This is a genomic window from Paenibacillus sp. J31TS4, assembly GCF_018403265.1.
In the GTDB taxonomy this organism is placed as follows: Bacteria; Bacillota; Bacilli; order Paenibacillales; family NBRC-103111; genus J31TS4.
The window spans coordinates 81,969-101,384 of record NZ_BOSI01000005.1 but is presented as its reverse complement, the minus strand read 5'-3'; the positions used below and the strand labels follow the sequence as shown (position 1 = coordinate 101,384).

The following is a 19,416-nucleotide window of genomic DNA, read 5'->3' as shown; positions in this document are numbered from 1 at the left end:
ACAACCATGACCTACTTTCTGCATATTCTTCTTCATAATATTATTCCGCTCAGCGTCCTGATTGCGATCGGGGCGCTGCTCTACGGCTTTTTCAAGCTGGACTTGAGGACGCTTTCCAAGCTGAACTTTTATCTGTTCTCGCCGGCGATCATCTTCAAGATGCTTTACGAATCCGAAATTTCCCTGGCCGTCCTCGGCCAGGCTCTGTTGTTTTTCGCCCTCTTCATGGCGCTGCTTTACCTGCTGGTGGAGGTCGTGCTGCGGATTCGGCGGTATTCCCGCGGCATGAAGGGCGCGATGCGCAACAGCGTGCTCTTCTACAACAGCGCCAATTACGCGATCCCGCTCAACCAGCTCGTCTTCGTCGGCGATCCGTTCACCATGTCGGTACAGATCGTCATCATGATGATGCAGAGCCTGCTGCCCAATACGTACGGCATCTACAGCGTGAACGCGCACAAAGCCGACCGGAAGGACACGATGAAGCGCATTCTGTCGCTTCCCGTCATCTATGTCATTCCGCTCGGCTTCCTTCTGAGGGGCTTTCACGTGCCGATTCCCGAGCCGATCTACCAGCCGATCAGCTACGTGGCCGATGCGTTCATCGCTACCGCGCTGCTGACGCTCGGCGTGCAGCTGGGCAGCATGAAGTGGCAACTGAAGCTGTCGGACGTCGCCATCTCGAACGTGCTCCGGCTGCTCGCCGGTCCGGCGCTCGGGTTCGCGGTCGTCTGGATGCTCGGGTTCCACGGGCCGCTCGCGCAGGCGCTCGTGCTCTCCTGTTCGGTGCCGACCTCGCTCAGCAGCGTGCTGCTAGCGGTGGAGTTCGACAGCGAGCCGGAGTTCGCCTCGCAGGCCGTCTTTTCGTCGACCGTGTTCAGCACATTCACGGTGACGCTGGTCATCTATTTGCTTCAATATCTTCCTTAAACGTTCGTCAAGGCAGTGCCGGAGGCGGGTACACGATGTACTCCTCAAGGCCTGCCTTTTCCAATTGCTGGATCAGATATTCCTCGGGCGTTCCCTCCACACCCGCATAGCCTCTGCGGGTATAGATCTGCTCGGCGTCGGGAAAGGTGTCGGACAGCAGCGCCCGGATTTTTTTGCCCGAAGCGTCGTTGTCGGTGAAGATGAAGACAGGCAGATCGCCGACGGTCTTGGCGAGCCGGAAGAGGGAGGCTGTTCCCGGCGTTCCATAGGTGCAGAACACGAAGACATCGTCGGTCAGCACCCGGCGCAGCCGGCTGCGGTCGTTTTTGCCTTCGACGATAATGGCCACGGACATGGGGCGCACACCTCCGAACCGCTAAGCGGCTGTTTCGACCCGTTGTATCATATTTTGAGCCGGCCTGCAACTTTGGCCCCGGCTCGTTCGCTTGCGGCTGCGGATCGGCTGGGGAGGGGCGCACCGCATGCTCCCGCCGATTCAGAAGAAGGGCGGAGCGGTCCGGTTCCGGTATAGGCCGGAAGAAGGAGCCAAAGCGGCAAGGCGCTCGCTGTCGACCGGTTAATGGGATTTAGAGGTATTCCCCGGGAAATGTCGAGGAAGACCAGAAACGAAAAAAAAGGCCTGCTGAGGCAGGCCGAAACCGGGAGAAAGCATAGAAAGCGACGTTGCTTAAAAAAAGGTTGCCAGAATGACGACGAGCAAAACATACAAAACCAGAACGGCGGTGGTGAACCCGTAGCCGAACCCTGCCGTAGCACTCATCGGGGAGCCCCCTTTCCTGGACGATTCTTCGTCGCAGCTCCCTACATTGTATGGGGGAAGGCGTCTGCGGATTGTGCATTCACCTATCGCGCACGGGCAAATCTCCGGGGTCAGAGGACCGAGCCGCCCGGTTCGGACGCTGCAACAGGGGTTCGGAAGCGGACGCGGTCAAGCGGCCGGAACGGCACGGAAGCGGCCGAGCGGCAGCAGGGTGAGGCCGGCCATCAGAATGAGGAAGGCGAGAAAATAAGGCGACACGACCAGCCGATAATGTCCGGCGAGGATGGGACCCGCGAAGGAGCCGATCGAGAAGGCAATCGACAGGATCGAGAACGCCCGCCCGTAGCGGCGGCTGCTCGTCATGTCGGCGAGCAGGGTGGCGATGGCGGGGAAGATGACGCCCTTGGCCATACCGATCAGGAAGAGTGAGGCCTCGAGCGGGACCGGCCAATGGATGGCCATGCCGAAAAACACGAAGGCGAGCCCGAGACTGCCGAAGAAGGTCCGGTAGTAGGCCGGGACCCGGTTCAGAAAGAGGAGGCTGAGCGTCGTCAGGGCACCGAGACTCACCAGCGAGAACAGGATGCCGGACGAGAGAATGGAGCTTTGTGCCGAATGCAGCAGCGGAAGCTCAAAGAACAGGATCCCCTGGGAGCAGGACACGCCTGCCGGGACAAGAAAAAAAAGCCAGGGGAGTCCGCCTCCGTCCGCTTCCTGGCCGGTCCCGCCCCGAAGCCCGGCTTCAGAAACGGCGGGCGGCGCGCCTTCCGGCAGCGAAGCGGATGCGGTGCCGGAGGGCTGTCGATGCTCGCGCAGGCCGACGAGCGCCAGGACGGAGGTGGCGATCAGTCCCCAGCCGAGGATGGTGAACGAGAACGCAAAGCCAAGCTTCGCGACCAGGTAGGCGCCCGCCGCCGGAGAGACGACGGAAGCCAGCGTGTGGACAAGGCCGTTGCCGGCCATCAGCTTGCTGCGCTGGACTTGATCCTTGGCGAGCTTGGCAAGCATAGCAAGGCAGGCCGGAGACAGGAAGGCAAGGACGAACCCGCTGATGGAACGGATGGCGAGCAGCTGCCACGGATCCTTCACATGGGCCTGGAAGAGCAGGAGGACGCCGGCGCCCAGCAGGCTGCCGACCATAAACAGCTTGCTGCCGATCCGGTCGACTCCGTAGCCGGCCATCAGATTGCCCGGGAGATGGGTAATCGAGTAGACGCCGAGGATGAGACCGATGAACGATGGCGTCGCCCCGAGCGAGATGGCGAAAGGTGACAGAATGGGAAACTGGGCGTGAAGATCGAACAATGCGACGAACATGAACAGATACAGCCAGATAGCTGTTTTCATTCCGGCACCTCCGATTTCGTTGTAAACTAAAGCCATGGGAAAAGCCGGCCGGCGGCCGGATGGAATTAGCGGACGAGAGCCCCGCTTCGCCGATAGGCGCCCGCCGGCTTGTATTACTAATACGCGGCCTGTCTGCCGCATATGACTGGCAGGGAAAGGGGGAGAACCGTTTGACCATCTGGCTTGCCGCCATCCTCGGCATTTTGCTGGTCCGTCTGGTCTGGCATGCCAAGAAGACGTACGACCGGTCCGGCACCGACCGGGAGGAGCAAATCCGTTCAAAGCTGGAGGAGCTGCGCAAAAAAAGGGATGAATGAGCCCAAACGGATATAGTATGATAGGGAAAACTTAGTGGCAGCACAGGGTGGGGGGAAAGAAAATGGACCAATGGTCCGTATTTTTGCAGGAACGCTGGTTTATTCTCGCGATTGGCGTCGTCGTGTTGTTATTGATTGTCAAATTGGTCAAAACTGTCATCAAGTGGGTGCTTGTACTGGCCTTGCTGGCGGGCTTATTCTTTTATGGGGCGAGCTACAAGGACAAGCTGGCCGAGATGACGGGCACGCTGGGCGAGGCCGTGGCGAGCGGCGTCAAGGACCAGGCGATGAGTGCGATCGCCTCGGAGGCGAAGGAGGCCAAGTACAAGGCCAATGCGGACGGCACCTTCACCGTGACGACCAAGAACATTCAAGTGGACGCCGCGCCGGGCGCGAACGAAGCGAAGATCACCTTCCTCGGCCAATCGTTCACGATGAAGATGGACGACGCCCTTCGCGCTTTCATCGAACAAGCCAAATCGAAATAAGCCGCCGGCGGGGCTCCCCGCGATCCGGCCGCCGGCGCGCTCGCAACGGGGGGATACTTAGGTGAATGAATTCAATATGCTGAGGTCGGTCAACTGGATGTCCGTCCTCTTGCTGGCGGTAGTGGCGCTGTCCGTCGTGCAGGGCGCAGGCAGAGGGGCAGGGGGATCGGCCCGTTCTCTGTTCTCCCTGCTGCTGGACGGGGTGTTTACGATCGTCAGCCTCCTGACCGCCTGGAGACTGCAGCAGTGGCTGTCCCCGCTCGTCCGGGACAAGCTGCTCGCGGCCGATATTCGCATTCCGGGCGGCCAGCTGGGCTGGGGCCAGCAGATGTACTATACCTTTCTGACGGGGCTGCGGGACTTCCCGCTGATGCGGTCCGGGCTGCTCCTCTTGGCCGGGTACCTCGCGGTCAAGCTGCTGCTGCGCGCGGCCGCTGCCGCGGTGGCCGGCATTCTGGCCGTCGGAGGAGCCCCGCGCGCGGAGCTCCGCCAGCCGACCTGGCTCAGCAGCCTGGCCGGCGGCGGCATCGGGGTCCTGACGGGAAGCGCCCGGGCGCTTCTCCTGATCGCCGTCCTGTTCGTCTATTCCGTCCTCTACCCGGATACCGCGTTCACTGCATACGTGCAGCAGTCGTCTCTCTACCAGAAGGGAGCGACCGGGATCATCCAGCCGGTAACCGGGGATTATCTGAAGGACAAGCTGCCTGTGTTCACGCGGGCAGTGGAGTCGGAATTCCACAGCATTCTTCAGCGCAAATACGAGGTACTGGACGCGAACGTGCCGGACGATATTGCTCTCGCGGCGAAGGAAGTAACGGCCGGAGCCAAGACGGACGAAGAGAAGGCGAAGGCGCTGTACCAATGGGTAGGGACCCGCGTCCGCTACGACTGGGACAAGGTGAACCTGTACGAGCAGCAGCGCATCTGGAAGGAACAGACGCCGGACGATACGTTCCGGACGAAAGAGGGCGTCTGTATCGATTATTCGCGGCTGTACGCGGTCATGGCGCGCTCGGTCGGCCTCGACGTCAAGGTCGTAACCGGTCTCGGCTACGACGGCAAGGGCAGCTATGGGCCGCATGCATGGAACGAAGTCTACCTGTCCGAAGCCGGCAAGTGGGTGCCGCTTGATTCTACGTGGGTGTCGAGCGGCGGCAATTGGTTCAATCCGCCCGGCTTCGACGATACGCATATCCGGGATGCCTGACGGCTCGAATGCCGGGCGGCCTCTCGCTTTAGCGGATACCGAGCCGTCTCCTGCACGGGAAAAACCCGAGATTAGCGCGAAGCCTGTCGACCATAGGTCGACGGGCTTCGTTTTTTGTCGGCAACTATGCTAAACTGGTAAGGACGAAGGTCTGTCCTTCCGAGCCGGACTCTCCGCCGGGGAGCCGCCGGGGATTCCCTCCGCCCTTTGCAGGGGCAGATTATGCGAAGAAAGGAACTGGGCATGGAGCATTCCCATCTGGAGGATCCGCAAAAGAAAGAGACGCAGAAGCGGCGTCAATTTTCGATTCGGATCAACGTGTTTTTCTTTTGTATCTTTTCGCTCTTCTCTATCTTAATTATCCGATTGGCGTTCCTGCAGTTCGTAGAAGGAAAAGAACTCGCCGCGCTCGAGAAGCAGTATTCGAAACGCGACATTACCATATCCCCGATCCGGGGCAATATCTTCGACCGGAACAGCTCGCCGATCGCCTCGACGACCTCGACGATGTCGGTGTCCTACCGCATCGAGCCGGGGCAGACAAAGGACCAGAAGATCGCGCTTGCGAGGAAGCTGGCTGATATCTTCGCGCAGTACGGGGATAACGCGAAGGCGCCGATAACGGCCGAGGAAATCATCAAGAAGATGGACGTCGGCTTCGATCTCGAGGGCAAAGAGACCAAGTCGCCGACCTACACGTTTTGGCCGCGCCGGATCAAATCGGGGCTGTCGAAGAAGGAAATTGCGTACATGTCGGAACACCGCGACGAGCTGCTTGGGCTCGAGGTGTCCGAGGAGAGCACACGAGTGTACGACAGCCGCAACATTGCCGTGCATCTGGTGGGCTACCTGAGGCCCTATTCGACGGCGAGCAACCAGAAGGCGACCTGGCTGCAGCGCTACAAAACGGACGAGACGTCGTATTTGAACGACGAATATGTCGGCTTCGACGGGCTGGAGCTGATGTACCAGGACGAGCTGAGGGGCAAGAACGGCAGCCGCACCTACCCGATCAACAACAAGGAGCAGATTGTCGGCCAGGTGGAGGTGACGCCTCCGGTGAAGGGGAATAACCTGTTCCTGACGATCCAGAAGGACGTGCAGCTGGCCGCCCAGCAGGCCATTACCGACCACCTGTCGATGCTGCGCAACAACCCGCCGAACAACTTCTACGCGCTCGGCGGCCGGGCGGTCGCCGGCTACGCGGTCGCAATGGAGGTCGACACCGGCAAGGTCGTCGCGATGGCGAGCATGCCGGATTACGATCCGAACGTCTGGACAGGAGGCATCCAGCCGGACGAGTACGCCAAGATCGAGAACCGGTACACGAACGGGACGATCCGGGAGCGGGTGCCGGACCTGCCCAAGGACCAGATTCCGAAGCACCCGTCCTCGCTCGTGCCTCCGGGCTCGACGCTCAAGCCGCTGACCGTCATGGTCGGGATGGCCGAAGGCATTCTCGGGCCGTATGAGCCATACCAGGACAACGGGATCTATTATTACGGCAAGGACAACAGCGGGCGTGTCCGCAACTCGGACAACAAGGCGTACGGCCGGCTGACCGTCTCTTCGGCGCTAGAGCATTCGTCGAACACCTTCATGGCGGCGATGGTCGGCAACCGGCTGTTCTCGATGGTCAAGAACCCGGTCGACGTCTGGGACAGCTACATGAAAAAGTTCGGGCTCGGCGTCACGACGGGCAGCGGCTTGCCGGGCGAGAGCGCGGGCGTCTCGTACTACTACGAGAACACGCAGAAGTATAAGGCCCAGTTCCCGCTTATCAACGCCTCGTTCGGCCAGGAAGCGCGGTACACCGTTCTTCAGCTCGCCCAGTACACAACGATGCTGGCCAACAAGGGCAAGCGGTACAAGCCTCAGTTCGTGAACGAAATCCGTACGTACGAGGGTGAGCTCGTCAAGACCTTCGAGCCGGAGATTCTGAGTGAGGAGAAGTTCTCGGATACGTACTGGAACGTCATCAAGGAAGGGATGAAAAGCCGGGTCGACGGCTTCGACGGCGTCCCTTACAGCTTCGTCCGCAAAACCGGTACGTCCGAGCAGGACGTCGGTGGCAAGCGGATCGACAACGCCGTCTTCGTCGGCTATGCGCCGGCGGAGAATCCGAAGCTTGCCATCGCCGTCGTCGTGCCGGAGGGGGGCTTCGGCGCTTACGGAGCGGCGCCGATCGCCCGCAAGATCTTCGACGCGTACGATCAGTACATTGGCTTTAACGGCGTGCCCAAGGGCACGCCGGAGATGACGCCGTAATCGCGGCGAACCTGTGAGAGACGCCTTTCGGTACCGGCATGGCCGGGCTCCGAAAGGCGTCTGTTTTTTGTGCCCGCGCGGGCCCGGATCGGTGCGTCCCGGGGGCCGAAATGCGGCCCGGAAGTTTTTTGGCGGCGATTTCCGCTCCGGCGATCAGGTATGCTATACTTAATAATCGTAAACTGGAGAACTATGAGCGGTGTGCAGCAAAAGGCACCGGATATGGAGAGGAAACAAACTTATGTGCGGAATAGCAGGATTGATGTATTTTTCGGATAGAGAACCTACTGTCGAATCGCTCAAGCGGATGACGGACGTCATCGTGCACCGAGGCCCCGACGACTCGGGCTTCTGGACCGATCGTGGCGTCGGTCTCGGCTTCCGCCGGCTTTCCATTATCGATCTGGCGGAGGGGCATCAGCCGCTCTGCAACGAGGATGAGCAGGTCTGGATCGTCTTTAACGGCGAGATCTATAACTATAAAGAGCTGCGCAAGCTGCTCGTGGACCGGGGCCACCAGTTCCGGACGAACAGCGACACCGAGGTCATCGTTCACCTCTATGAGGAATACGGCGAGGACTGTGTCAAGATGCTGCGCGGCATGTTCGGCTTCGTCATTTGGGACCGCAGGACGCGGACGCTGTTCGGCGCGCGCGACCATTTTGGCATTAAGCCTTTTTACTATGTGCATAACCAGCAGCAATTCGTGTTCGCCTCGGAGATCAAGAGCATTCTCGAGGCGGAGGGCGTCAAGCGGAGCGTGCAGACCGACTCGCTCTTGAACTACTTGACCTTCCAGTACGTACCGGAGCCGGCGACGATGTTCGAGGGCATCCGCAAGCTGCCGCCCGGCCATACCGTTACTGTCAAGCCGGACGGCTCGATGGCGATTCAGCGGTATTGGGACCCGATGCTCGAGCCGGTCAACCGGCCGTTCGAGGATTATGTCGAGGAAATCCGCGAGAAGCTCAAGGATTCCGTCATCCACCATATGGTGAGCGACGTCGAGCGGGGCTGCTTCCTGTCGAGCGGCATCGATTCGACGGCGATCGCCACCCATATGCGCATGTTCGAGCCGATCCGCACGTTCTCGGTCGGCTTCGAGGGAGCGAACAACGAGACGGTCATCGCCAAGGAGACGGCGGCCGCGCTCGGTACCGAGCATTATGCGAAGATCATCACGCAGAAGGACTTCTTCGACTCGGTGCCCAAAGCGATCTGGCATCAGGACGAGCCGGTCGCCGATCCGTCGGCGATCGCGCTGTACCATGTAGCGCAGCTGGCGCGCGAGCACGTCACCGTCGTCCTCTCCGGCGAAGGGGCGGACGAGCTGTTCGGCGGCTACCGCATCTACCGCGAGCCGCAGTCGCTCCGACCGCTGTCTTGGCTGCCGCTGCCGCTCATGCGGGCGCTCAACGGTTTTGCCAAGGGGCTGCCGGCGGGGCTGCCGGGGCGCAACTACCTGCTCCGCGGCACGACGCCGCTTGAGGAGCGGTTCCTCGGCAACGCCAAGATATTCACGGAGGACATGAAGGCGGAAGTCGTGCGCATGACCCGGAGCCAGCTGCAGGCGTACAAAAACCCGGTACGCATTGCGGCGGAATACTACGACAAGACGAAGCATCTGGATCCGGTCTCGCGCATGCAATATATAGATATGAATCTGTGGATGCCCGGCGACATTCTGATGAAGGCAGACAAAATGACGATGGCCCACTCGCTGGAGCTGCGCGTGCCGTTCCTCGACAAGGAGCTGTACGAGCTGACGCGCCGCATTCCGGTGCAGTACCGGCTCGCGGAAGGCACGACCAAGTATATCTTCCGCAAAGCGATGGAGGGCATCATCCCCGACTTCATTCTGAACCGGCCGAAGCTCGGCTTCCCGGTCCCGATGCGGGATTGGCTGCGCGGCGATCAGGGTGAGCTGATGGTCGAGCAGATCAAGGCGAGCGGCATCGACAGCTTCATCAACCTGGCGACCGTCGAGCAGATGGCCGCCAGACACCGCAAAGGAGAAGGCGATTATGCCCGCAGGCTGTGGGTCATCTACGTCTTCGCCCTGTGGCACGCGACGTATGTACAGGATCAGCCCGGCCGGCAGTTCGCCGCGGTCTGAGCCGGACACAGCACCCGGCCGAAAGACAGAGAGCCTCGGGCCGAAACCGGCCATCGAGGAGACAAAGGGAACAGAGGGAGAGGAAGAGCATCATTATGGGACCTTACAAAGTCATTGCACTTGACATGGATGGCACCGTGCTGAACAGCAGCCACGCCATCTCCCCCGAAAACCGCAAATGGATCGACAAGGCGATCGAAGCCGGCATCACGGTCATGTTCTCGACGGGACGGGGCGTTCAATCCGTCCAGAAGTATGTGGAGGAGCTGAATCTGCAGTCGCCCATGGTATCGGTCAACGGCAGCGAGGTATGGAAGGCTCCGGGAGTCCTCTTCAAGCGGCATCTTATGGAGACCGAATGGATCAAATGGCTGCACGGCATTGCGGCGACCCACGGCACCTGGTTCTGGGGCTATGCGGTGGAAGGACTGTTCAACAAAGACCACTGGACCGATAATCTGGACGACAAGCAGTGGCTCAAGTTCGGCTTCATGACCGACGATGCGGAGAAGCTGGCTCTCATCCGGGGTGTCCTAGAGGAGCGCGAGCTGTTCGAAATCACGAACTCCAACGTGAACAACCTGGAGATTAATCCGAGAGGGATCAGCAAGGCGAGCGGCATCATGGACGTCTGCAACCTGCTCGGCGTCAAGATGGAGGAGGTCATGGCGATGGGCGACAGCCTGAACGACCTGACCATGATCAAAGAATCCGGGCTCGGCATCGCGATGGGCAACGCCCAGGAAGAGCTCAAGCTGGCGGCGAACGCCGTGACGGCTACCAACAACGAGGACGGCGTCGCTCTTGCAATCCGCAAGTACGCCTTCGGCCTCGAGGAGTAGGAGAGGATAGAGATGGTCTGGATAGGCTGGATTCTCGTCATCGCATTGTTTGTGATCGGGATGCTGGGCGCCGTCCTGCCGGTGCTTCCGGGCGTCCTGGCCATCTTCGCCGCTTTCTTCGTATACGGGCTGTTCATCAGCTTTGAGCCGTTCGGCTTGTGGTTCTGGCTGATCCAGTCCGCGATCGTCCTGACCGTCCTCATTGCCGATTACCTGATCGGCGCGATGGGCGTCAAGCGGTTCGGCGGCACGCGCGCGTCGGTGATCGGCAGCACGATCGGCATCATCGCCGGTCCGTTCGTCATTCCGGCGTTCGGGCTCATCATCGGCCCCTTCCTTGGGGCCGTAATCGGCGAGCTGTTGACCGGCGCTTCGCCCGAGCGGGCCTTCAAGGCGGGGATCGGCGCCGTTGTGGGCTTTTTCTCCAGCTCCGCGGCCAAATTGCTATTGCAGGCTGTCATGATTGTTCTATTTTTCATATGGGTATGGTGAGGGGGAGCGTTGGACATGAAACCAGCGATTCGGGTAACGGTGTGGAACGAGTTTTTGCATGAAAAGGAAAATGAGGCGGTCCGGCGCGTCTATCCGCTGGGCCTGCATCAGGCGATCGCGGAAGGTATCCGGCAGGAGGGCGTTGAGGTGCGGACGGCTACGCTCGAGGAGCCGGAGCACGGCTTGACCGAGGAAGTGCTGAACGAAACCGACGTGCTGATCTGGTGGGGGCACAAGGCCCACGGCCGGGTGGAGGACGCCATCGTCGATCGCGTGCAGGAGCGGGTGCTGCAGGGGATGGGCTTGATCGTGCTGCACTCGGGGCATTACTCCAAAATCTTCAAGAAGCTGATGGGCACCTCCTGCAGCCTCAAGTGGCGCGAGGTAGGAGAGAAGGAGCGCATCTGGGTCGTCGATCCGGCGCATCCGATTGCTGAAGGAATCGGGCAGTATGTGGAGATTCCGCACGAGGAGATGTACGGCGAGCACTTCGACATCCCGAAGCCGGACGAGCTCGTCTTCGTCAGCTGGTTCGAGGGCGGAGAAGTGTTCCGCAGCGGCTGCACCTACCACCGCGGACTCGGCAAGGTGTTCTACTTCCGTCCGGGCCACGAGACGTATCCGACTTATTACAATCCCGACGTGCTCCGCGTCATCTCGAACGGCGTTCAGTGGGCGGCTCCCCGCCACGGCGCGACACCGGTCTATCACCATACGCTTCCGCTCGAAGAAATCCGGTCCACTAAGTAGGGAGTCGAGACACTTGGCAAAAGATTCGTTAGTCAAAGGCACGGTCATACTAGCCGCCGCCGCTCTCGTCGCCCGGGTACTCGGGGTCGTGCAGCGGATTCCGCTCGTCTACCTGATCGGACAGGGCGGGATGGCGACGTTCGGCATTGCCTTCAATATCTATACGCTGCTCCTGACGATCGCCACCGCAGGCATTCCGAGCGCGCTCAGCAAGCTCGTCTCCGAGCGGACGGAGCTCGGCCGCCATGCGGAGGCCGACCGCATCTTCCGCGCGTCGGTCCAGTTCGCGCTCGGCGCGGGCGTCGTCATGACGGTCTTTCTGCTTCTCTATGCACCGACGTATGCCAACGCATCCGGCGACGCCTCGGCGACGCTCGCGATCCGGGCGCTCGCGCCGGCGCTTCTCTTGTTTCCGCTGATCGCCATCGTGCGCGGCTACTTCCAGGGCCGCCGGATGATGATGCCGAACGGCCTGTCCCAGATCATCGAGCAGATTCTCCGGCTCGTCACCTCCATCGGCCTCGCGGCGCTGTTTCTCGCGGTCGGCTGGGGCCATGACTGGGCCGTCGCCGGCGCTTCGTTCGGCGGCGTGATGGGCAGCGTGGGCGCCGTCGCCGTGCTGGCCTGGTACTGGCGGTCGCTGCGCCGGCAGGACCGCAGGGAACGGGGCGAGACGGCCCCGGCCTCCCGCGGCGGCATCCCGGTCCGCATCCGCCAGACCCAGACGGCCGCGGCGTCCGCCCCGCAGGCGGATAACCCGCTCGCGCCCAAGGTTCTCGGCACATACGGGTCGATCTTCAAAGCGATGTTCACGATCTCGATTCCGATCGTTCTGTTCTCGCTCGCGGTCCCGCTCATCTACTTCATCGACTCGTCGATGGCGATTCCGCTGCTGCGCGGAACGATCGGCGAGACGGAGGCCAAGGTGGCGCTCGGCATTCTCACCGGACAAGCCCAGTCGCTGGCGGGCATTCCGATCATTCTGGCGATCGCGCTCAGCCAGTCGATCGTCCCGATCGTCTCCTCGGCCTACGCCCGCGGCGATTTGGTTGAGGTGAAGCGGCAGGCGGCCAAGGCGCTGCAGATCTCGGTGCTGACCGGCCTGCCGGTCGTGCTTGCGATCGTCACGGCGGCCCGTCCGATCAACGGCTTCCTGTTCCCGAACGAAGCCGGCTACGGCATCGTCGCGCTGCTGACGGCGAGCGCGCTGTTCCAGATCGTCATGCAGACGTCCGGCTCGATACTGATGGGCATCGGAGAGATGCGCCCGCTGATCGTGAACGTCTGCCTCGGCATCGTCGCGAAGCTGGTCGTCAGCCTGCTGCTGGCGCCGGTACTCGGCATGTACGGCATCGTGCTCGGCACCGCCGGCTGCTTCGTCGTCATGATGGCGTTCAACGCCCGCGTCATCCGCAAGAAGGTGCCGTTCCGCGTCATGAGCGGCCGGCGCTGGGGCGGCCTCGCCGGGGCGAGCGCGATTCTGCTCGCCGTCGGCTTCGCCGTCGAGCGGCTGTGCTACTCGCTGCTGAGCGGGCTGCCGGCCAAGCTGCTCTACCTGGTGGACGGCGCCATTACCGGCATCGTCGTGCTCTCGCTCTATCCCGTTCTCATGATGGCGCTCAAGGTCGTCACCAAGGACGACGTCGCCGGCTTCCCGGCTCCGCTCAAGAAGCTGATCGCCCGCGTCGGCCGTCTCGTCAAACGGTAAGCCGGCCCGCCTGTACGGCGAGCTCGAGCTTGCGGAGCCCGAGCGAAGCTTCGGTCGCCAGGTCCGCCTGCTCCGGTACCGCGATGGAGTCGAGGTGCCGGATCGCCTCCGGTCCGCGGCACCAGTCGTACACCGCCGGCTGCTCCAGCGGGCGATCCGGCCACGCCTCGGTCAGCGCCGGGCTGTAAAAGCGCGGGGCGCCCGCCCGCAGGGAGCCCGACCGGTCCAGCCTCTCCGTCCAGCCTTTGGACGGAGAGGCTTTTTGTGCTGGCGCGGGGGCCGCCGCGGTATACAGCTGCGGCCAGTAGTCCGCCCGCGAGCCGGTATGCGGCACCGTCCCGGCGAAGCGCTCGGCGCCCGTGAGCACGCCGGGCGCCGCGAACAGCAGCGCGTACAGCTGTCGGCCGAAGGCGATGCGCTCCTCGAGGTCGGTGAAATCCTCGAGGATGCGGCCGTAGAGCCGCAGGGCGCTGCGGGAGGACGGGGCGGGGGCTGCCGGCGGCTCCTCGGGCAGCCAGGGCAGCACGACCTGGTTCAGCTGCAGCAGCCGCTGGGCGGCCGCCGTGGGCGTCTCGAGCACCTGGCGGCGGAAGACCGGATCGTCCACGACGCGTCCCTGGATGTAGCTCTGCTCGTTGACGATGAGGGAGACGGTCAGGAGCGCGGAGGTTCCGTGCTGCCAGAAGTCCTCCCAGACCGGGCGCATGAACCGGGAGACGCCGAGCGCGGGGAGCAGGTGGAACAGAGGGCGGCCGCGTCTGCGGCTCTCCTCGTACAGCAGCAGCTGCGGATACGCGTCGCCGAAGATGAAGGCGTTGCTCCGCTCGAGCATCCGGAACGTCGTTTCGAGCCGCCCGGCATCGAGCAGGAGGGGAAGAAGCTCCCCCCGCAGATCCGTCATGCTGTAGCCGCCGCTGCGGGAGACGAGATGCGCGAGCAGCGCCCAATGGACCTCGGGGAACCGCCGGTAGAACGCCCCGTAGGCCGCCGTGCGCTCGACGTTGTTGCGGTTCGCCTGCCGGGTCTCCTCCCGCAGCCGGACGAGGAGCGCCGTCTCGTCGGGAGATGGCTGCGGCTCCACTTGCGCTTGTACCGGCCCCGCCCCCGTGTCGAGCGCTTGGCGGATCCGTTCCCGGACCCGGTCACGGTCTTCCCGGGCGATGGCGAGCCGGCGTCCGCTGCCTGAGCCGCCGCTTCCGGGCGGCCAGAGCGAAGCGGCCTTGATCCAGACGACCGATGCGGCGCCCTTGACCAGCCGCCAGAGTCCGGCCGCCTTGGACGCCGGGCCGGAGGAGGGGGAGTAGCCGCTCATGGCAGGCCTCCTTTTCAAGTGGATGGCTTTATTATTCCTAGAAACGACTTCCATAATGTACGGAAACCGTCAAAACTCTTGCTTTCTTTTCCTTTCAGCCAGTAACCTAGCATGGTATGATAGAGTTATGCCTAATATTGGCAATATGGATGAGAGAGAGAGGAGAAGGTAGATGAAACGCAAGTACATAATGTGGATCGGGGCGATGCTCGCGTCGCTCATGCTCCTGCTGACCGGCTGTCAGCCAGTGTCGGGCGTCGATCTGAACAAGGCTCTCGAGAACAACATGAACGTCGCTTCGTACGAAGGCAAGCAGGAGCTCAATCTCGAGATCGCCGGTGGGGAAGCCAACAAGGAAAAGGCTCTTGAGCTGCTGAGAAACGTATCCCTCAGCCTGACGGACATCAAGATGCAGTCTCCGGAAACAATGTCGGCAAGCGGCAGGCTGAACCTGAAATCCGCTTCCATTCCGTTCACCATGTATACGACGGACAAGGAAATGGCGTTCTTGGTGGATGGGGCCAGCAAGCCGGTTGTCATGAACCTGGAGGAGCTGGAGAAGCAGTCTGGAGAACCGATGCCGGGCATGGGCTCCGTGGTGGCCCAGCAGGAGTTGGTGCGCGCAGTCGCTCCGCTGATCATTCAGCAGCTGCCGAACCCGAATGTCGTACAGGTAGGGCAGGCGAACGAAATCATTAACGGCAAGAGACTCGCTCTCACCAAGGTTCATATCGAGATCAAGGGCAGCGAAGTGCCCGGTCTGATCGAGAAAGCGCTCGAGGCGCTGACCAAGGACGACGCTCTCTTGACCGAGATCATTACACTGGTGATGAGCCAGCAGACTGGCGTGGAGCCGGGCAAGGTCGATCCGGCCATGGTCAGCCTGATGACCCAGGCCGCCAAGTCGCAGCTGGACGAAGTGAAGGATCAGGTGATCAAGGAGCTGTACTCCGAGGACGCCAAGGAAATTCTGAACGACCGCAACTACATGAAGATGGACCTGTACGTGGACAGCAACCTGGCGGTCCACAAGTCCACCTTTGAGCTCGCAATCTTCAATCCGAATATCGACGCTGCAGCTGACGAGATCCAGAGTATCAAAGTATCGGGCGTATCCGAAATGTGGAATGCGAACCAGCCGGTTACCGCGTCCAAGGTTGACCGTTCCAAAGGCGTGCTCGAGGTAAACGAGAACTTGAAGCTGGCACATTTCCTCAAGACGCTGAACCCGAACTCCGACGCCTACAAGCTGCTGGTCAACGACCTGAAGGTGCTGAACAAGACCCTGCATATCTCCGTCGGCGAGTACACCGAGCAGCCGGACGATCTGTTCCCGGATGCGTACATCGATCCGGCCAGCGAGAAGGCAATGGTGCCGGTCCGCTTCGTAGTGGAAGGACTCGACGCGGATATCACCTGGAACCAGGAGAAGCAGCAAGTGACGATTACCGAAATTCTAACCGGCAAGACGGTCGTCCTGACAATCGGCAGCAACAAAGCTTCCGTCGACGGCCAGTCGGCTGAGCTGGAAGCGGCACCGCAATTGATCGCCGGCATCACGTTCGTACCGGTTCGCTTCCTCGCCGAGACTTTCGGCTACGAAGTCGATTGGGACAACGAGGCAAGAAGCGTGCTGATCGAGCGCAAGTAATAGCTGATGAGAGCAAGCAAAAAAGCATGAACAAGCAAGAAGCATGAACAAATGGAAGAACCCCTCGAGTGTCCCGCAAGGACGCCGAGGGGTTCTTTCTTGTGCCCACCAGAGGGCCGAGCAAGCAGCCAGCCCGGCGTCCCATAGGACGACCGGGCTGGGCGAGATCGGCATGCGATTGATTAGGATTCCGCTTCTCCGGCGGTGCCGCCGGGCTCGTCCGGAGCCGAAGGCTTCGGCTTGCCCGGAAGGCGGCCCGCCTTGCGGACCGCTTCGCGGAGGAGAAATTCGAGATGGCCGTTGACGCTGCGGAATTCATCGGCGGCCCATTGCTCCAGCGCTTGATACAGGAGCGGATCGATTCGCAGCGGGAAATTCTTCTTCGGTGCCATAGGCGAGACCGGCTCAATACAGGCTGCCCGTATTGATGACCGGGCTGGCCGCCCGATCGGATACGATGGCTACCATCAAGTTATTGATCATGGCCGCCTTGCGCTCCTCGTCGAGTTGGACGACGCCTTCCGCCTCGAGCTGGGCGATGGCAAGCTGCACCATCCCGACGGCGCCCTCGACGATCTTCTGGCGCGCGGAGACGATGGCAGCCGCCTGCTGGCGCTGAAGCATTGCGCTGGCGATCTCGGTCGAGTAGGCGAGGTGGGTCAGCCGGGCCTCCATGACTTCGACCCCCGCGACGGCCAGGCGGTGCTGGAGCTCGACGCTCAGCTCGCCGGCTACCTCCTCCGCATTGCCGCGCAGCGAGAGGCCATCGGAGAGGAAGTTGTCGTACGGATATTTGCTGGCGACATGGCGGAGCGCCGTCTCGCTCTGGATCTCGACGAACTGCATGTAATTCTCGACGTCGAAGACGGCCTTGGACGAATCGACGACGCGAAAGACGATAACGGCCGCGATTTCGACCGGGTTGCCATCCACATCGTTCACCTTAAGCTTGGCGCTGTTAAAGTTGCGGACGCGCAGCGACACCTTCTTGCGGATCGTCAGCGGTACCGTCATCCACAGGCCGCTGTCCCGGATCGTACCGAGGTAGCTGCCGAAGAAGGTCAGCACGAGCGCCTGGTTCGGCTGCACGACGGTAAAGGTGGTGAGAAGCAAGCTCGCAAGCACAAGCGAGGCCACACCGCCGACGATCGATTCCTGGATCAGCAGCACGATGCCGAGCACCGTGAGGGCAAGCGTCAAGATCACCCCCATATAGCCATTCACTTTCCATGCTTTTCTTTCTGTCATGTTCGCTCACTGCCTTTCGGAAACAAGATGGTGGAAGAAGCGGATAGCCACTTCCCGAATTCGGAAGAATCTATCCGGAAGAACAATATTGGTTTGATACCGATATGATATCACTTTTTTCTGAAGCTGTAAATAGGCGGCAAGCGACATTGACATACGGTGTGGGGCATGCTATAACAAGGAAAACTTTCTTATAGGAGGAACCGCCATGAACAAGCTGTCTACCGAAGAAGCCTTCCGCGAGCAGATCGCCGGCTCGAAACCTACCGTTGCCGTCTTCAAGGCCGACTGGTGCAAAGACTGCCATTATATCGAGCCGTTCATGCCGGCCCTTGAGCAGGCTTATGCGGACCGGCTCACCTTTGTCGTCATCGACCGAGACGAGCTGCCGGATCTGTGCGACGCCTACCATATTCTTGGTATTCCGAGCTTTATCGTCTTCAAGAACGGCCAGGAGCTGACCCGATTCGTCAGCAAGCTCCGCAAGACGCGCGAGGAGATCGAGGAATATCTCGACAAATCTTTGCAGGTAGCGGAGACTATCTCCCAGTAACGAGCCTAGAGCGCGAACCATCACACTCCCAGCCCCCTTCCGCAGCAGTCGAAGCGGCGCCCTTCCCGGCGCGGTTCTCCTGCAGCGGCGGGGGTTCTTTTGTTCTTTTGTCACAATTGGTCGTGCATTCGTCTCCCGTTTGCGGATATAATGGGAGTTGTACAGGGTCTTCTTGCAAGGCCCTTCGCTATGTCTTGTCCAAGAGAAAGTGAGGGCTACAGATGAAGGGCAAATGGCTAAGAGCACTTTCGACTGCATCCGCCATCGGCATGTTTATCGTCCTCCTGATGGGTGCGCTCGTCACGAAGACGGAATCGGGCCGGGGCTGCGGAGACGATTGGCCGCTCTGCAACGGCAAATTCATTCCCAGCTATACTATTGAATCGATGATTGAATACAGCCACCGGTTTGTGACCGCGCTGGAAGGCATTCTCGTCCTAGCGGCATTCATCGGGGTTTTAATCTTTGTAAAGCGCAAGGATGCCTTCTGGTATGCAACGACCGCGCTGGCGTTTACCGTCATTCAAGCGCTGATGGGCGCGGCAGCGGTCATCTGGCCGCAGTCGTCCGCCGTCCTGGCGCTCCACTTCGGCATCTCGCTCGTCGCGGTGGCGAGTTCTCTACTGCTCGCCATCGTGCTGTGGAATCCCGAGAAGGTTCCTCAGACCTTCGACGAGGCGGCGGCCGCCGAATCGCGCGGCAGCGCAGCCAAGCTCGCGTCGTTCCACGGACCGACTGTCGGCCTGCGGGCCGCGGTCTGGCTGACGACGATCTACAGCGTCGTCGTTGTCTATATCGGCGCCTACATCAAGCATACCGACTCCGGGGGCGCCTGCAGCGGATTCCCGCTCTGCAACGGCGAGCTGATCCCCGCGCTGTCGGGCGGCACCGGCGCCGTCTTTTCGCACCGAGTCGCTGCCATGCTGCTCGTCGCGATGGTCATCCTGCTCGTCGTGATGACCAGACGCACTGGCGTGCTGCCGGAATTCGCCAAGTGGGCGAATTGGTCGCTTGCCTTCGTCCTGCTGCAGGGCATGAGCGGCGTGCTCGTCACGTTCGCGATGGGCACGGAATGGTATCTGTTCATGGCGCTTCTGCACACCGTCTGGATCGCCGGCCTGTTCAGCGTCCTCTGCTTCCTGAGCGTGCGCATGATTCAGCTGAATCCGGACCGGCGGCAAGGGTCCGCCTACCGGCGGATCGCGGAGTAAGCGGGCAGTGGGAGGCGGGCACTTGCGAACAGGCCATCCTCGTACGATTTCATTGTCCCGTGTCCGGCCTGCGAACTAGGCGGAGCCCGTGAGCGGGACTAACCGCCGATCCGAGAATCCGGTAACCCAAGGGGCTCCTTTCTCAACCTCCGGCTTACGGAGAGGGGAGGGAGCCTCTTTTTCCAAGTTAGGCCC

The 19,416-nt window shown here is 61.3% G+C and carries 18 protein-coding genes; 13 read left to right on the top strand and 5 right to left on the bottom strand.

The window, feature by feature from the left end:
- Positions 1-6: 6 nt before the first annotated feature.
- Positions 7-930 carry an AEC family transporter gene (locus tag KJS47_RS19630; RefSeq protein WP_213526904.1) on the top strand — a complete coding sequence of 308 codons (924 nt, stop codon included), beginning with the start codon at positions 7-9 and terminating at the stop codon, positions 928-930.
- Positions 931-937: 7 nt separating this feature from the next.
- On the opposite strand, the gene KJS47_RS19625 is transcribed toward KJS47_RS19630, so the two are convergent.
- Both KJS47_RS19625 and KJS47_RS19620 read right to left on the bottom strand, forming a co-directional pair.
- Positions 938-1,285, bottom strand: coding sequence for a toprim domain-containing protein (locus KJS47_RS19625; protein ID WP_213526903.1), 348 nt, complete (start codon positions 1,283-1,285; stop codon positions 938-940).
- Positions 1,286-1,879: 594 nt separating this feature from the next.
- A complete protein-coding gene (locus KJS47_RS19620) occupies positions 1,880-3,058 on the bottom strand; it encodes an MFS transporter (protein WP_213526901.1) in 1,179 nt (392 codons plus the stop codon).
- 170 nt (positions 3,059-3,228) lie between these two features.
- Here KJS47_RS19620 and KJS47_RS19615 point away from each other — a divergent pair, with 170 nt between their 5' ends.
- The 9 genes from KJS47_RS19615 to KJS47_RS19575 all read left to right on the top strand — a co-directional run bounded on the left by KJS47_RS19615 (position 3,229) and on the right by KJS47_RS19575 (position 13,246).
- Positions 3,229-3,375, top strand: coding sequence for a hypothetical protein (locus tag KJS47_RS19615; RefSeq protein WP_213526899.1), 147 nt, complete (start codon positions 3,229-3,231; stop codon positions 3,373-3,375).
- A gap of 62 nt (positions 3,376-3,437) precedes the next feature.
- On the top strand, positions 3,438-3,863 hold the full coding sequence (locus KJS47_RS19610; protein ID WP_213526897.1) for a hypothetical protein: 426 nt from the start codon (positions 3,438-3,440) through the stop codon (positions 3,861-3,863).
- Positions 3,864-3,939: 76 nt separating this feature from the next.
- On the top strand, positions 3,940-5,070 hold the full coding sequence (locus KJS47_RS19605; RefSeq protein ID WP_213527165.1) for a transglutaminase domain-containing protein: 1,131 nt from the start codon (positions 3,940-3,942) through the stop codon (positions 5,068-5,070).
- A 222-nt stretch (positions 5,071-5,292) separates the two neighbouring features.
- Positions 5,293-7,338 carry a peptidoglycan D,D-transpeptidase FtsI family protein gene (locus KJS47_RS19600; RefSeq protein WP_249716560.1) on the top strand — a complete coding sequence of 682 codons (2,046 nt, stop codon included), beginning with the start codon at positions 5,293-5,295 and terminating at the stop codon, positions 7,336-7,338.
- A gap of 241 nt (positions 7,339-7,579) precedes the next feature.
- On the top strand, positions 7,580-9,454 hold the full coding sequence (gene asnB, locus KJS47_RS19595) for an asparagine synthase (glutamine-hydrolyzing) (RefSeq protein ID WP_213526895.1): 1,875 nt from the start codon (positions 7,580-7,582) through the stop codon (positions 9,452-9,454).
- Positions 9,455-9,549: 95 nt separating this feature from the next.
- Positions 9,550-10,296: a Cof-type HAD-IIB family hydrolase gene (locus KJS47_RS19590; protein ID WP_213526893.1), complete on the top strand. Its 747-nt coding sequence runs from the start codon at positions 9,550-9,552 to the stop codon at positions 10,294-10,296.
- A gap of 12 nt (positions 10,297-10,308) precedes the next feature.
- On the top strand, positions 10,309-10,788 hold the full coding sequence (locus KJS47_RS19585) for a DUF456 domain-containing protein (protein WP_213526891.1): 480 nt from the start codon (positions 10,309-10,311) through the stop codon (positions 10,786-10,788).
- Between the two features lie 15 nt (positions 10,789-10,803).
- Entirely contained in the window at positions 10,804-11,538 is a 735-nt protein-coding gene (locus KJS47_RS19580) for a ThuA domain-containing protein (RefSeq protein WP_213526889.1), read from the top strand.
- A 13-nt stretch (positions 11,539-11,551) separates the two neighbouring features.
- Positions 11,552-13,246: a putative polysaccharide biosynthesis protein gene (locus KJS47_RS19575; RefSeq protein ID WP_213526882.1), complete on the top strand. Its 1,695-nt coding sequence runs from the start codon at positions 11,552-11,554 to the stop codon at positions 13,244-13,246.
- Here the strand turns inward: KJS47_RS19575 and KJS47_RS19570 are convergent.
- Positions 13,236-14,558, bottom strand: coding sequence for a DUF2515 family protein (locus tag KJS47_RS19570; RefSeq protein ID WP_213526880.1), 1,323 nt, complete (start codon positions 14,556-14,558; stop codon positions 13,236-13,238). The genes KJS47_RS19575 and KJS47_RS19570 overlap by 11 nt on opposite strands.
- Positions 14,559-14,730: 172 nt before the next feature.
- Between KJS47_RS19570 and KJS47_RS19565 the strand changes: the two genes are divergently transcribed.
- A complete protein-coding gene (locus KJS47_RS19565) occupies positions 14,731-16,209 on the top strand; it encodes a copper amine oxidase N-terminal domain-containing protein (protein ID WP_213526878.1) in 1,479 nt (492 codons plus the stop codon).
- Positions 16,210-16,391: 182 nt separating this feature from the next.
- Here KJS47_RS19565 and KJS47_RS19560 read toward each other — a convergent pair whose 3' ends face one another.
- Both KJS47_RS19560 and KJS47_RS19555 read right to left on the bottom strand, forming a co-directional pair.
- The gene (locus KJS47_RS19560; RefSeq protein ID WP_213526876.1) at positions 16,392-16,601 is read right to left on the bottom strand and encodes a type II toxin-antitoxin system antitoxin; all 210 of its coding nucleotides are present in this window, start codon (positions 16,599-16,601) and stop codon (positions 16,392-16,394) included.
- A gap of 13 nt (positions 16,602-16,614) precedes the next feature.
- Positions 16,615-17,457: an SPFH domain-containing protein gene (locus KJS47_RS19555; RefSeq protein ID WP_213526874.1), complete on the bottom strand. Its 843-nt coding sequence runs from the start codon at positions 17,455-17,457 to the stop codon at positions 16,615-16,617.
- Positions 17,458-17,665: 208 nt separating this feature from the next.
- Here KJS47_RS19555 and KJS47_RS19550 point away from each other — a divergent pair, with 208 nt between their 5' ends.
- Together KJS47_RS19550 and KJS47_RS19545 are read left to right on the top strand one after the other, a co-directional pair.
- Positions 17,666-18,010, top strand: coding sequence for a thioredoxin family protein (locus tag KJS47_RS19550; RefSeq protein ID WP_213526872.1), 345 nt, complete (start codon positions 17,666-17,668; stop codon positions 18,008-18,010).
- Between the two features lie 221 nt (positions 18,011-18,231).
- Positions 18,232-19,221, top strand: coding sequence for a COX15/CtaA family protein (locus KJS47_RS19545; protein WP_213526870.1), 990 nt, complete (start codon positions 18,232-18,234; stop codon positions 19,219-19,221).
- Positions 19,222-19,416 lie beyond the last annotated feature (195 nt).

Excerpts from the sequence above, each read along its gene's own strand:
- KJS47_RS19630 (WP_213526904.1), top strand. The coding sequence starts at position 7 with ATGACCTACTTTCTGCATATTCTTCTTCATAATATTATTCCGCTCAGC.
- KJS47_RS19625 (WP_213526903.1), bottom strand. The coding sequence starts at position 1,285 with ATGTCCGTGGCCATTATCGTCGAAGGCAAAAACGACCGCAGCCGGCTG.
- KJS47_RS19620 (WP_213526901.1), bottom strand. The coding sequence starts at position 3,058 with ATGAAAACAGCTATCTGGCTGTATCTGTTCATGTTCGTCGCATTGTTC.
- KJS47_RS19610 (WP_213526897.1), top strand. The coding sequence starts at position 3,438 with ATGGACCAATGGTCCGTATTTTTGCAGGAACGCTGGTTTATTCTCGCG.
- KJS47_RS19605 (WP_213527165.1), top strand. The coding sequence starts at position 3,940 with ATGCTGAGGTCGGTCAACTGGATGTCCGTCCTCTTGCTGGCGGTAGTG.
- KJS47_RS19600 (WP_249716560.1), top strand. The coding sequence starts at position 5,293 with ATGCGAAGAAAGGAACTGGGCATGGAGCATTCCCATCTGGAGGATCCG.
- asnB (WP_213526895.1), top strand. The coding sequence starts at position 7,580 with ATGTGCGGAATAGCAGGATTGATGTATTTTTCGGATAGAGAACCTACT.
- KJS47_RS19590 (WP_213526893.1), top strand. The coding sequence starts at position 9,550 with ATGGGACCTTACAAAGTCATTGCACTTGACATGGATGGCACCGTGCTG.
- KJS47_RS19585 (WP_213526891.1), top strand. The coding sequence starts at position 10,309 with ATGGTCTGGATAGGCTGGATTCTCGTCATCGCATTGTTTGTGATCGGG.
- KJS47_RS19580 (WP_213526889.1), top strand. The coding sequence starts at position 10,804 with ATGAAACCAGCGATTCGGGTAACGGTGTGGAACGAGTTTTTGCATGAA.
- KJS47_RS19570 (WP_213526880.1), bottom strand. The coding sequence starts at position 14,558 with ATGAGCGGCTACTCCCCCTCCTCCGGCCCGGCGTCCAAGGCGGCCGGA.
- KJS47_RS19565 (WP_213526878.1), top strand. The coding sequence starts at position 14,731 with ATGAAACGCAAGTACATAATGTGGATCGGGGCGATGCTCGCGTCGCTC.
- KJS47_RS19560 (WP_213526876.1), bottom strand. The coding sequence starts at position 16,601 with ATGGCACCGAAGAAGAATTTCCCGCTGCGAATCGATCCGCTCCTGTAT.
- KJS47_RS19555 (WP_213526874.1), bottom strand. The coding sequence starts at position 17,457 with ATGACAGAAAGAAAAGCATGGAAAGTGAATGGCTATATGGGGGTGATC.
- KJS47_RS19550 (WP_213526872.1), top strand. The coding sequence starts at position 17,666 with ATGAACAAGCTGTCTACCGAAGAAGCCTTCCGCGAGCAGATCGCCGGC.
- KJS47_RS19545 (WP_213526870.1), top strand. The coding sequence starts at position 18,232 with ATGAAGGGCAAATGGCTAAGAGCACTTTCGACTGCATCCGCCATCGGC.